The 12,706-nt window shown below is 64.6% G+C and carries 12 protein-coding genes; 11 read left to right on the top strand and 1 reads right to left on the bottom strand.

The genetic code is table 11. The features are described from left to right. Window positions 1–19 precede the first annotated feature (19 nt). Window positions 20–472, top strand: coding sequence for an Lrp/AsnC family transcriptional regulator (locus EP237_RS09350; RefSeq protein ID WP_127560445.1), 453 nt, complete (start codon window positions 20–22; stop codon window positions 470–472). Between the two features lie 553 nt (window positions 473–1,025). Here EP237_RS09350 and EP237_RS09345 read toward each other — a convergent pair. Beyond that, window positions 1,026–1,247, bottom strand: a complete 222-nt coding sequence (locus tag EP237_RS09345) for a DUF1127 domain-containing protein (RefSeq protein WP_127560443.1) — start codon at window positions 1,245–1,247, stop codon at window positions 1,026–1,028. Between the two features lie 310 nt (window positions 1,248–1,557). Here EP237_RS09345 and EP237_RS09340 point away from each other — a divergent pair, with 310 nt between their 5' ends. The 10 genes from EP237_RS09340 (at window position 1,558) to murD (ending at window position 12,700) form a co-directional block, all read left to right on the top strand. Then, the gene (locus tag EP237_RS09340; protein ID WP_127560441.1) at window positions 1,558–2,643 is read left to right on the top strand and encodes an Mrp/NBP35 family ATP-binding protein; all 1,086 of its coding nucleotides are present in this window, start codon (window positions 1,558–1,560) and stop codon (window positions 2,641–2,643) included. Window positions 2,644–3,182: 539 nt separating this feature from the next. Continuing rightward, on the top strand, window positions 3,183–3,695 hold the full coding sequence (locus EP237_RS09335) for a division/cell wall cluster transcriptional repressor MraZ (protein WP_127560439.1): 513 nt from the start codon (window positions 3,183–3,185) through the stop codon (window positions 3,693–3,695). Next, on the top strand, window positions 3,692–4,705 hold the full coding sequence (gene rsmH / locus EP237_RS09330) for a 16S rRNA (cytosine(1402)-N(4))-methyltransferase RsmH (protein ID WP_127560437.1): 1,014 nt from the start codon (window positions 3,692–3,694) through the stop codon (window positions 4,703–4,705). The genes EP237_RS09335 and rsmH overlap by 4 nt, the downstream gene beginning before the upstream one ends. A gap of 3 nt (window positions 4,706–4,708) precedes the next feature. Further along, window positions 4,709–5,068 (top strand): cell division protein FtsL, encoded by a 360-nt coding sequence (gene ftsL / locus EP237_RS09325; protein WP_127560435.1) that lies wholly within the window; start codon window positions 4,709–4,711, stop codon window positions 5,066–5,068. Next, window positions 5,065–6,864, top strand: coding sequence for a peptidoglycan D,D-transpeptidase FtsI family protein (locus EP237_RS09320; RefSeq protein WP_127560433.1), 1,800 nt, complete (start codon window positions 5,065–5,067; stop codon window positions 6,862–6,864). Before ftsL ends, EP237_RS09320 begins: the two co-directional genes overlap by 4 nt. 43 nt (window positions 6,865–6,907) lie before the next feature. Beyond that, the gene (locus EP237_RS09315; protein ID WP_127560431.1) at window positions 6,908–8,392 is read left to right on the top strand and encodes a UDP-N-acetylmuramoyl-L-alanyl-D-glutamate--2,6-diaminopimelate ligase; all 1,485 of its coding nucleotides are present in this window, start codon (window positions 6,908–6,910) and stop codon (window positions 8,390–8,392) included. Beyond that, window positions 8,389–9,810 carry a UDP-N-acetylmuramoyl-tripeptide--D-alanyl-D-alanine ligase gene (locus tag EP237_RS09310; protein WP_127560429.1) on the top strand — a complete coding sequence of 474 codons (1,422 nt, stop codon included), beginning with the start codon at window positions 8,389–8,391 and terminating at the stop codon, window positions 9,808–9,810. Before EP237_RS09315 ends, EP237_RS09310 begins: the two co-directional genes overlap by 4 nt. Further along, window positions 9,811–10,896, top strand: a complete 1,086-nt coding sequence (gene mraY / locus EP237_RS09305; RefSeq protein ID WP_127560427.1) for a phospho-N-acetylmuramoyl-pentapeptide-transferase — start codon at window positions 9,811–9,813, stop codon at window positions 10,894–10,896. Between the two features lie 26 nt (window positions 10,897–10,922). Next, a complete protein-coding gene (locus EP237_RS09300; protein ID WP_240661594.1) occupies window positions 10,923–11,303 on the top strand; it encodes an ACT domain-containing protein in 381 nt (126 codons plus the stop codon). Beyond that, the gene (gene murD / locus EP237_RS09295; RefSeq protein WP_127560423.1) at window positions 11,300–12,700 is read left to right on the top strand and encodes a UDP-N-acetylmuramoyl-L-alanine--D-glutamate ligase; all 1,401 of its coding nucleotides are present in this window, start codon (window positions 11,300–11,302) and stop codon (window positions 12,698–12,700) included. Before EP237_RS09300 ends, murD begins: the two co-directional genes overlap by 4 nt. Window positions 12,701–12,706 lie beyond the last annotated feature (6 nt).

Raw genomic sequence — 12,706 nt, 5'->3', positions numbered from 1 at the left:
GGCGCAAAATACGCAAGGAATGACGAAATTAGACGCCAAAGACCGCCAGATATTGCAGGAACTGTCCCGCGACGGGCGGGTCAGCAATCTGGAACTGGCCGCCCGCGTGGCCCTGTCGCCCTCGGCCTGCCTGCGGCGGGTGCAGGCTCTGGAAGCAGCGGGCGTCATCAGCGGCTATCGCGCGGTTCTGGACCCGGTGAAAATGGGCGTGGGCTTCACCGCCTATCTGACCGTGGGACTGGGCGAGCATTCCAAACGCGCGCAGGAGGCGTTCGAACGCGCCATTTCCCGCAGCCCCGAGGTGCGCGAGTGCCACAACATCACCGGCAACGTGGAATACCTGCTGCGTGTCGAGGCGGCGGATCTGGTGGCCTACAAGCGCTTCCACACCGATGTTCTGGGCGACATTCCGCAGGTGGCGACGATCACGACCCATGTGGTCATGGCCTCGCCCAAGGACGACCGTGCCTGACACTCTGACAGCTTCTGAGAACGAAAAAGGCGGTGACACCCAGGGAGGAGGAGGGGTGTCACCGCCAGATCTCAGCGTCCTTTAAGGGAGGAGGAGGGACGCCGAACCGTGGGCCGTTTGGAAAGGGAGGAAGGATCCGCCCGGCCCGTATTTTGTGAGGCGGCGGCGCCAGGGAGGAGGAGAGGCGCCGCCGCGTCATATCGGGCCCTGGGGGAGGAGTCGGACCCGTATGCAGTGCCCCGGTCGGGGCGGAATATCGGGCGGCGACACCGGGGAGGAGGAGTGGTGTCGCCGCCAATCTACGGACCTAAGGGAGGAGGACGGTCCGTAACTGTTGCCCCGTCGGGGGCGGTATGTCGGGCGATGACACCAAGGGAGGAGGATGTGCCACCGCCAGTCTACGAACCCTCAAGGGAGGAGGAGAGGTTCCGTATCCGGTTTGCCCGCAAGGGGCCTTGTCTTTCGGCGGCGGCGCCAGGGAGGAGGAGAGGCGCCGCCGCAGGGCTGCCGGTTAAAGGGAGGAGGAAACCAGCAGTGTTCTATGTCGTTTCGGTCAGTCGGTCTGACCGTAGGCCGCCTCATGCGCGATGGCGCGGAGGGACGACCGGGCAATTCCGAGATCGTTCAGGTCGCGGTCGCTCAGCTCACGCAGTTCGTTCAGCGTGTTGCGATAGATGCGCCATGCGGCGTATGCTTCTGCGGCTTGCTCGCGGATTTCCGCGAAACGGGCCAGCAGCGAGAGCGAGCCGGCGTGGGTTTGAGTTGCGTAGGCCATATGCCTTGATCCTTCAGTCGGTTGGTCCGGCGGTCAGCGTCGCGTCATTCTGGCGGCGATCCGTGTCGGCCCGTGTTTGTTTCGATGATTAAAAAATATCGCAATGCTGCGTCTGCACAATCCCCGAGTTCGTCAATGCTGCCATGCAGAAAGTGCATAACGTGGACGTAAGCTGCTCAAATTGCAGGCTTACCTTGGGTCAACCCTGCCTAAAACTATATGCTGACTGAATCTTTAAGGGGGGTGCATGGATCGGCAAAGCGTCCTATCTGTTCGACAAGACACGCGCTGCAACAGGAAAGGGCCAGATATGAGCCAGACTCGCGAAACGATCCTCGCCGCACTGGACAAGCTGTCGCTGCCCGATGGTGGCACGCTCGTCAGCCGCGATATGGTCCGGGCCTTGCAGATCACCGGCGGCAAGGTCGCCTTCGTGATCGAGGCCCCGTCGCCCGAAGACGCACGCCGCCTGTCACCGGTGCGCGATGCGGCAGAGGCCTTGGTCAAGGGGCTGCCCGGCGTGGAAAATGCAACCGTCGCCCTGACCGCCCACGGCCCCTCTGCCAAGCCCGCGCCGGGGCAGGGGGAACCGCCGAGCCTGAAGATCGGCGGCCATCCCAAGCCGCAGCAAGGCTCGATGAAACCCGCGACCGTCCAGCGTATTCTGGCCGTCGGGTCCGGCAAGGGCGGTGTGGGCAAATCCACTGTTTCCTCAAACCTCGCCGTGGCGCTGGCGCGTCAGGGGCGCAAGGTCGGGCTGCTCGATGCAGATATATACGGTCCGTCTCAACCTCGCATGATGGGGATCAACAAACGCCCCGCGTCCCCGGACGGCAAGACCATCCTGCCGTTGCACAATCACGGTGTCACACTGATGTCGCTCGGCTTCATGCTGCCAGAGGATCAGGCGGTCGTCTGGCGCGGGCCGATGCTGATGGGGGCACTGCAGCAGATGCTGACCCAGGTGGAATGGGGCGATCTTGACGTGTTGATTGTCGATCTGCCCCCCGGCACCGGCGATGTTGCGATGACGCTGTGCCAGAAATCCGAGGTGACGGGCGCGATTGTCGTCTCCACCCCGCAGGATGTGGCGCTGCTGGATGCCAAGAAGGCCATCAACATGTTCCAGACCCTGAAAACCCCGATTCTGGGGCTGATCGAGAACATGTCGGTGTTCCATTGCCCCAATTGCGGCCATGAAGAACATATCTTCGGCCATGGCGGCGTGCGGAATGAGGCGGACCGGATCGGCGTGCCCTTCCTGGGTGAATTGCCGATTTCGCTGGAAACCCGGTTGGCAGGCGATGGTGGCACCCCAATCGCGGCGGGCGAGGGGCCAATGGCAGAGGCCTATGCGACCCTGGCCACCCGACTCGTCGAGGGCGGAATGGCCTGAGCCGGGACAGCCCCGACACATGGAAAATCATGGGAATTGCCCCCGGACCGCCCTGCGGCCGGGGGTTTTTCGTGAAATTCTGGAAAAAAATCCCATGCCATGTGGCGCGACGGACACAGCCATATGTTGTGGGATGTCGCGCTCTCTCTACCTCATCTGCGCATTTTTGACCCATGCGTCCCACCAAATCCTGTGTTTCGGGATGCGCTTTGGCAAGATGTGGGGAATTTTCCCACAAAAAGGGATTGATTGGGAAAACATTCCATGAGACAACAATCACACAGCAAACGAGATCACCGGGACCGAGGCGCAAGACCAAGGACCGGAAAACAAAAAACGGCAGTTTCATACAGGCAATCTCATTCGCTGACATAGAGAGATCCGGCGCGCGGGCAGAGCAGACATCCCCCCCCCAGGTAATGCGCGCGTAGTCGGACACCCCAGAAATGGGACGAGGGCGGCGGATTGAGCAGTGGCAGCTTGCTCGATCCGCCGTTGTCCGTTCCGGGGCCGCGCAAGGGGCAGATGAGGACGGGGACGTGGAGCACAGGTTTCAGGGCGAAAGCCTGAACAAGGTAGACGGAAAGGGCCGGGTGTCGATCCCGGTCAAGTTCCGTCGTGTGCTTCAGAATTCCGACAGCGAATACACCCCCGGCGGCGCACCGCGTCTCTATATCGCCTATGGCGACCCCAAGAAGAATTACCTCGAATGCCTGTCCGGCGACGCGTTTGACGAGATCGACGCGATGATCAAATCCGTGCAGCGCGGTACGCCGCTGCGCGCGGTGCTGGAGCATTTCTACTACGCCAAATGCGAGGCGACGACGGTGGATGACACCGGCCGCCTTGTCCTGCCGCCCGCCGCGCGCGACAAGATCGACCTTGGGGTGGAGGCGCTGTTCCAGGGCAAGGGCGACCAGTTCCACATTCTCAACCCCGAGGCCGGCAAGGACGCCGAAGACAATATCGAGGCGATTCTGGCCTCGCTCGGACAGGGCGATTTCTTCGATCCGCTCAGCCTTGTGGGCCAGTCAGCGGGTGGCCCGGAATGACGGGCGGCGCGGCATCCGACACACCGGCAGCCGAGCCCCATATCCCCGTGCTTCTCGATGCGATCCTGAATGCGGTCGCGCCGGTCAGCGGTGTCTGGCTCGATGGAACATTCGGGGCGGGCGGCTATTCCCGAGGGCTGCTGGCCGCCGGGGCCGACCGCGTGATCGGTGTGGACCGCGACCCGCTGGCTTTCCAGATGGCGGCCCCTTGGGCGGCGGAATATGGCGACAGGCTGATCCTAGTGGAAGGTACGTTTTCCGAGCTGGATGCCCATGCGGCAGAGGTCGGGTTTCCGCAGCTTGATGGCGTGGTGCTGGATCTCGGCGTCTCCTCGATGCAGCTCGATCTGGCCGAGCGCGGCTTTTCCTTCATGCGCGACGGGCCTTTGGACATGCGCATGGGGCAGGCGGGGCCGTCGGCCGAGGACCTCGTGAACGACGCGCCCGAAGCGGCCCTGGCCGATATCCTCTACCACTACGGCGAGGAACGCGCGGCACGCCGGATTGCCAAGGCGATTGTCAAGGCGCGGGCGGAAATGCGCATCAGTTCCACCTTGCAACTGGCAGGAATCGTTGAGAAATGCCTGCCTCGCGCCAAGCCGGGTCAAAGCCATCCCGCGACCCGCAGCTTTCAGGCGATCCGCATCGCGGTGAATGATGAATTCGGTCAGCTGGCCGATGGTCTGATGGCCGCCGAACGCGCCCTTGCGCCGGGTGGGCAACTGGCGGTGGTGACCTTTCACTCGCTGGAAGACCGTATCGCCAAGCGCTTCCTTCAGGACCGCGCCAGTTTCGGCGGAGGGGGCTCGCGCTATGCGCCAGAGGCCGCCGCCCGTGAACCCGGTTTCACCCTGACCCCGCGCCGGGCGATCGCGCCCGATGCTGCGGAAATTGCCCGCAACCCCCGCGCCCGATCCGCCAAGCTGCGGGTTGCGCGACGCACATCTGCCCCCGCAGCTGCCCCAGATGGTGACATCATGGGCCTGCCCCGTCTGTCGGAGATCCTCTAGGCCATGCGTGGTTTCCTCACCTTCCTTGCCGCTGTCGCCGTGGTCGCGCTCGGGTACTGGGCCTATCACCAGAACATCCAGACACAGCAGGCCCTGCGTGAGGTTGACCGGCTGCAACGGGCCATCGTGACGGAACGCGAGCGGCTTGGCGTGCTGCGCGCGGAATGGGCCTATCTGAACCGCCCCGACCGCCTGCGCGAGCTGGTTGACCTGAATTTCGAGCGGCTGAACCTCTTGCCCATGGCCCCCGACCAGTTCGCGGTGATGGATGAGGTGATCTGGCGGCCCGAGGCGCCAGAGCCGGCAGAGGCCGAAGCCGAAGATATCCTGTTCAGCGCGTCCGACGCGGAGGACCTGCCATGACCGACCCCCGCCGCATCGCCCTGCGCCCGCTGGCCCGTATCCTGGATGCCCGCCAGAAGGGGGAAAACCCCGACGCGATCGAGCGCGAAAACCTGCGTCTGCGCCATGAACAGCAGCGCGACCGCCTGCGCCTGCGTGCCGAAAGCCGTCTTCTGGTTTTGGCGATCTGCTTCTTCGCGGCCTTTACCGCCGTCGGGGTGAAGATGACGGCTCTGGCCTCGTCCGAACCGGAAGAGCCGCGCGGCGCCGTCTCTGACACGACGATCATTTCCACCCGCGCCGATATCGTCGATCGGCAGGGCAGGGTGCTGGCCACCAATCTCGTGACCAATGCGCTCTACGTGCATCCGCACGAGCTGATTGATCCGGCTGCCGCTGCCGCCGGGCTGGCTGCGATCTTCGACGATCTGGATGAAGAAACGCTGTTGCGCCGCTTCTCCTCCGGGTCGCGATTCATGTGGATCAGGGGTTCGATTTCCCCGGAACAACAACAGCTTGTCCATGATCTGGGCGAACCCGGTCTGCTCTTTGGTCCGCGCGAGATGCGGCTTTATCCCAACGGGGCCGTCGCGTCCCATGTGCTTGGCGGGTCCCGCTTCGGGGAACAGGCCGTCAATGCCGCCGAGATCATCGGGGTGGCCGGAGTTGAGGCGCATTTCGACGAAGAATTGCGCGATCCGGCCCGCAACGGGGAGGCGCTGGAACTGTCGCTGGACCTGACCATTCAGGCGGCGGTCGAGGAGGTTCTGGCCGGCGGTATGACCATCATGAACGCGCAGGGCGCGTCCGCAGTGCTGATGGATGCCCATACGGGCGAGGTGATTTCACTGGCGAGCCTGCCGGATTTCGACCCGAACGCTCGGCCCCGGCCCCTGCTGGAAGGCGACCCGTCGCAAAGCCCGCTCTACAATCGCGCCATTCAGGGCGTCTATGAACTGGGGTCCACCTACAAGCTGTTCACCGTTGCGCAAGCGTTGGAAGAGGGGCTGGTCACCACCGAAACCATGGTCGACACGCAAGGGCCCCTGCGGATGGCAGGCTTTTCGATCAACGATTTCCACGACTATGGCCCGCGCCTGTCTGTGCGCGATGTGCTGGTGCAATCCTCCAATATCGGCACCGCGCGGCTGGCGCAGATGATCGGGCCGGAGCGGCAGCAGCAGTTTCTCGGGCGGCTCGGCCTTCTGGAAGCGCTCGATTTCGAGATGATCGAGTCGCGGCAGGGACGGCCTCTTTACCCGTCGAACTGGGGGCAGCTTTCGACGATGACCATCTCATACGGCCACGGCATTTCCGCGACGCAACTGCATCTGGCGGCGGCCTATGCCACGATGGTCAATGGCGGCACCCTTGTCCGCCCGACCTTGCAGCGGCAGGCGGAACCGCAACTGGGTGAGAGGGTGATTTCCGAAGAAACCTCGCTGGCCCTGCGCGAGATGCTGCGCGCGGTGGTGGCAGAGGAAGAAGGGACAGCCAACCTGGCCGAGATCGCGGGCTATGAAGTTGGTGGCAAGACCGGATCGGCGGACAAGCCAAACCCCAATGGCGGCTACTACGAAGACCGGGTCATCGCCACCTTTGCCTCGATCTTCCCGTCGAACGATCCGCAATATGTTTTGGTTGTCACGCTGGATGAACCCTCGATCTCGGTACTGGGTGAGACCCGCCGTACGGCGGGCTGGACGGCGGTTCCCGTGGCGGCAGAGGTGATCCGCAGGGTCGCGCCGCTTTTGGGCCTGCGTCCGCAGACCGTTGATCCCGAGCTTGCCTATAGTCTATCCAGCGCATCACAATAACATGTGACTCGCGGGCGTGGACCCCGCAGATATTGGGGGGCAGATGGCGACCGACACGAAACCGCTTTCGGCGCTAGGGCTGACCGCAACGCGCGGCGGCGACGCCCATGTGACCGGCGTGTCGCTGGACAGCCGCGATGTGGAACCCGGCCATCTCTTTGCCGCCTTGCCCGGCACGCGGGTCCATGGGGGCGAGTTCATTCAGTATGCCCTGCGCCAGAAGGCCGGGGCGATCCTGACCGACCGGGCGGGGGCCGAGATTGCGGCCAAGGAGCTGGCGGGGTCAGACGCGGCCCTCGTTGTGGTCGAGGACCCGAAGGCCGCCTTCGCCAATGCCTGCGCGCTGTGGTTCGGGGCGCAGCCCGAGACCATGGTCGCGGTCACCGGCACCAATGGCAAGACCAGCGTGGCGAGCTTCACCCGGCAGATCTGGGCCGCGCTCGGCCATGAGGCCGCCAATATCGGCACCACCGGCGTCGAGGGCGCGTTTTCCGCCCCCGGCATTCACACCACCCCCGATCCGCTGACCCTGCACCGGCTGCTGGCGGATATGGCGGCGGCGGGGATCACCCATTGTTCGATGGAGGCGTCGTCGCACGGGCTCGACCAGCGGCGGATGGAGGCGGTGCATCTGGCCGCCGCGGCCTTCACCAACCTCACCCAGGACCATCTCGACTATCACGGCACGATGGAGGCCTATTTCGACGCCAAGGCGCGGCTCTTCACGGAACTGTTGCCGGAGGAATCGACCGCCGTGATCAACCTCGACGACCCCAAGGGCGCGCTGCTGGCCGATATCTGCGAGAGGCGAGAGATCGAGGTGATCACCGTCGCCCAATACGCGGACGGCGCGCGGCTGAAGATCACCGGGCGGCGGATGGATGAAACAGGGCAGGATGTGCTCTTCCGCTGGCAGGGCAGCAGCTATCAGGTGCGGCTCGATCTGATCGGCGCATTCCAGGCGATGAACGTGCTGACCGCTGCCGGACTGGTCATCGGCGCGGGCGAGGAACCGGCGGAGGTCTTCGCCGTGCTTCAGCAGGTGCAGGGTGTCCGGGGTCGGATGCAACTGGCCGCGACCCGCGAAAACGGTGCACCGGTTTATGTGGACTATTCCCACACGCCCGACAGTATCGAGACCGCTTTGAAGGCGCTGCGCCCGCATGTGATGGGGCGGCTGGTGATCGTGTTCGGCGCGGGCGGCGACCGTGACCGGGGCAAGCGACCCCTGATGGGCCGGGCGGCGGCGGAGAATGCCGATGTGCTGATCGTGACCGACGACAACCCGCGCAGCGAAGATCCCGCCGCGATCCGGGCCGAGGTGATGGCGGGCTGTCCCGAGGCCACCAATGTGGGCGACCGGGCCGAGGCGATCCTGCGCGGCGTCGATGCGCTCGGCCCCGGTGACGCGCTGCTGATTGCGGGCAAGGGACACGAGACCGGGCAACAGGTGGGCGACGTGATCTATCCCTTTGATGACGTTGAACAAGCCTCTGTCGCCGTGGCCGCGCTGGAGGGCCGGATATGAGCGCGCTCTGGACTGCTGCCGAGGCTGCTGCCGCGACCGGTGGCGAGGCGCGTGGGAACTGGTCCGTATCCGGCGTCTCCATCGACACGCGCACGATCCAGCCCGGCGATCTCTTCGTCGCGCTGAAGGCCGCCCGCGATGGCCATGACTTCGTGGCGCAAGCGTTGGAGAAGGGGGCAGGCGCGGCGCTGGTCAGTCATATCCCCGAAGGCGTGGCCGCTGATGCACCGCTTCTGATCGTGCCCGATGTGCTGCAAGGGCTGGAGGCGCTCGGCACCGCCGCCCGCGCCCGCACCGATGCCAAGGTCGTCGCCGTGACCGGATCGGTCGGCAAGACCACCACGAAGGAAATGCTGCGCACTGCGCTCTCGGCCCTTGGCAAGACCCACGCGGCAGAGGCGAGCTACAACAACCACTGGGGCGTGCCCCTGACGCTTGCCCGCATGCCCGCCGACACCGAATTCGCCGTGATCGAGATCGGCATGAACCACCCCGGCGAAATCGCCCCCCTGTCGCGCATGGCGCGGCCTCATGTGGGGGTGATCACCACGGTGGCCGCCGTCCATCTGGAGGCCTTCGAGTCTGTCGACGGCATCGCCCATGAAAAGGCCGCGATCTTCGAGGGGCTGGAGCCGGGCGGCATTGCCGTGATTAACGCCGATATCGACACCACGCTCATCCTTCGCGCCAAGGCCGATGCGCAGGGCGCGCGGGTCATCACCGTGGGCGAAACTGGAGACGCAAGGCTGGCCGAGGTCACGCTGACCGACAGTGCGACCGTGGTGAAGGCCGCCCTTCACGGCAACGACCTGCTCTTCAAGCTTGACGCGCCGGGGCGGCATCTGGCGCAGAACGCGCTGATGGTGCTCGCCGTGGTCGATGCGCTTGGCCGGGACGTGACGCGGGCGATGTTGGCGCTCGGATCCTGGCAGCCGGTGGACGGGCGCGGGCGGCGTGAACGGATAGTGCTCAATGACACCGACGAACAGGCGGTGGAGCTGATCGACGACGCCTTCAACGCCTCCCCCACCTCCATGGCCGCAAGCCTCGACGTGCTGGCCGCCGCCACACCGCAGGGCAGGGGGCGACGCATTGCGGTCCTTGGTGACATGCTAGAACTGGGGCCGACCGGCCCCGATCTGCATGCCGGTCTGGCCGATCTGCCCGCGCTGGACAAGATTGACCTCATCTGCACCTCCGGCCCGCTCATGGCCCATCTCGATGCCGTGCTCCCTGCTGAAAAACGCGGTCCCCACACGGACAGTGCCGCAGAGATGGCCCGCCTCCTGCCCGGCCTGCTCTGGCCCGGCGATATCGTGCTGATCAAGAGCTCCAAGGGCTCCAAACTCTCGCTGGCGGTTGACGGCTTGCGAAAATTGGGCCAAGCGGCCCATCAAAGCAAAGAGGACCCCCGCTAGATGCTGTATTGGCTGAACGAGCTGTCGGATGGCGGCGACTTTTTTAATCTGTTCCGGTATATCACCTTCCGGGCGGGCGGGGCGTTCTTTACGGCACTGGTCTTCGGCTTTGTCTTCGGGCGGCCGTTGATCAACCTTCTGCGCAAGAAATACCAGAACGGCCAGCCGATCCGCGAGGACGGCCCTCAAAGCCATATCGAGACGAAGGCCGGGACGCCGACCATGGGCGGTCTTCTGATCCTTGCGGCGCTGACCCTGTCAACGCTGCTATGGGCGCGGCTCGATAACCCCTATGTCTGGCTGGTGCTGCTGGTGACGGTCGCCTTCGGGGCCATCGGTTTCGTCGACGACTACGCCAAGGTCAGCCGCAATTCGACTGCTGGCGTGTCGGGCAAGATGCGCTTCGGTCTGGGTCTGGTGATTGCCGCAATTGCGGGCGGGGTGGCGATGTATGTGCACCCGGCGGAGCTGTCGGGGCAACTGGCCTTCCCGGTCTTCAAGGAATTGCTGCTGAACATGGGCTATGTCTTCGTCCCCTTCAGCATGATCGTCATCGTGGGCTCCGCCAATGCGGTGAACCTGACCGATGGTCTGGACGGGCTGGCGATCATGCCGGTGATGATCGCGGCAGCCACTCTGGGTGTCATTGCCTATGCCGTGGGCCGGGTCGACTTCACCGAATATCTCGACGTGCATTACGTGCCCGGCACGGGCGAGCTGCTGATTTTCACCGCCGGTCTCATCGGTGGCGGACTTGGCTTTCTGTGGTATAACGCGCCGCCCGCCGCCGTGTTCATGGGCGATACCGGGTCGCTGGCCCTTGGCGGCGCGCTTGGCGCGATTGCCGTCTGCACCAAGCACGAGATCGTGCTGGCCATCGTCGGCGGCCTCTTCGTGGCCGAAGCTTTGTCGGTCATCATCCAGGTGCTCTACTTCAAGCGCACCGGCAAGCGGGTCTTCCTGATGGCGCCCATTCACCACCATTTCGAAAAGCGCGGATGGGCCGAGCCGCAGATCGTGATCCGCTTCTGGATCATCTCGCTGATCCTTGCGCTGATTGGTCTGGCCACGCTGAAGCTGCGCTGATGGGGCCGGTCAGGGACAGGGCCGGGATGATCCGGGGCATGGCGCCGGTGCTCGATCCGTCCACCTGGCATTTCTGTCTCGTTGCTGATCCTGAAATCGCTGCGCGGGCCTCGCCTCTGGCCATGTTTCAAGAAGATGAGGGCCTGTCGCTGATCCTGTCGGAAGAGGACGCAGAGGCACTTGGGCTTTCCAGCGACCTGCCCATGGCGCGCATCACCCTGACCGTTCATTCCGCATTGGACGGCGTGGGGCTGACCGCCGCCGTGGCGACGGCGCTTGCCGATGCGGGCATCGCCTGCAACATGGTCGCGGCCTTCCATCATGACCACGCTTTCGTGCCGCTTGCAGACGCCCCCCGCGCGCTGGCAATACTGAAGGCACTAGCGGATGCGGAGGGCGAGGCATGATCCCGGTTCAGGGTGTCGAAGGGCAGAAGGTGGCGGTTCTGGGGCTGGGGCGGTCCGGCCTGTCGGCGGCGCGTGCCCTGCGGGCTGGTGGCGCCGATGTGGTGGCTTGGGACGATGGCGCCAAGGGGCGCGAGGCGGCGGAGGCCGAGGGCTTTGTGCTTGCCGACCTGACCCGTCCCGGCGCATTGGACGAATGCGCCATGCTGATCACCAGCCCCGGCATTCCGCATCTCTACCCCGCGCCGCACAAGGCGATTGCGGCGGCCTATGAGGCGGGGGTGCCGGTCGACAACGATATCGGGCTGTTCTTCCGCTCGCTTGCAGCCTCGGGCTGGGACGAGATGGACACGCCGCCGCGCGTCATCGCGGTGACGGGGTCGAACGGGAAATCGACAACGTCGGCGCTGATCGCGCATATCCTTGAGGAAAACGGCACGCCGGTGCAGCTTGCGGGCAATATCGGACGCGGGGTTCTGGACATTGATCCGCCGGTGGATGGCGAGGTGATCGTGCTGGAGCTGTCGAGCTACCAGACCGAGCTGGCCCGCTCTCTCACCCCTGATGTGGCTGTTTTCACAAACCTTTCCCCCGATCACCTCGACCGGCATTGCGGTATGGGCGGCTATTTCGCGGCCAAGCGCCGGCTCTTTGCCGAGGGCGGGCCGGACCGGGCGGTGATCGGGGTGGATGAGCCCCAGGGCGCGTTCCTTGCGGGGCAGATGAGCGAGGGCAATGGCGACGGGCGGCTCATTCGGGTGTCTGCGTCGCGTAAGCTGTCGGGGCCGGGTTGGAATGTCTTTGCGCGCAAGGGGTTTCTGGCCGAATGGCGCAAGGGGCGGCAGGTTGGCTCGATCGATCTGCGGGAGGTTCCGGGATTGCCGGGCGCGCATAATCATCAGAATGCCTGCTGTGCCTATGCCGCTGTCAGGGCGATCGGGGTGGCACCCCGGATCGTCGAGAAATCCTTTCATTCTTTCAAGGGTTTGCCGCATCGATCGCAATTGATTGCGGAGCGGGATGGGGTGAAATTCGTCAATGATTCCAAGGCCACGAATGTGGACGCAGCGGCGAAGGCTCTGATTGCGTTCCCAAAGATCCGCTGGATTTGCGGGGGCCTTGAGAAAGACGGTGGTCTGGAGACGCTGAAACCGGCTCTGGGATCGGTGGTGAAGGCCTATGTGATCGGCCGGGAGGCGGAGAAATTCGCCCTGCAACTGACTGATACGGAAGCGGAAATCTGCACCACCATGGAATTGGCCGTGGCCCGCGCGGCGGCGGAAGCCCGGCCGGGCGAGGTTGTGCTGCTGGCCCCGGCGGCGGCCAGTTTCGACCAATATGACAATTTCGAACAGCGGGGCGAGGACTTCGCCCGGCAGGTGGCTAAACTGGACGGCTGAGGGGCT

Source organism: Nioella ostreopsis (assembly GCF_004000255.1).
Lineage (GTDB): Bacteria > Pseudomonadota > Alphaproteobacteria > Rhodobacterales > Rhodobacteraceae > Nioella > Nioella ostreopsis.
The sequence above is the reverse complement of the archived record's forward strand: the minus strand, read 5'-3'. Positions and strand labels throughout refer to the sequence as shown.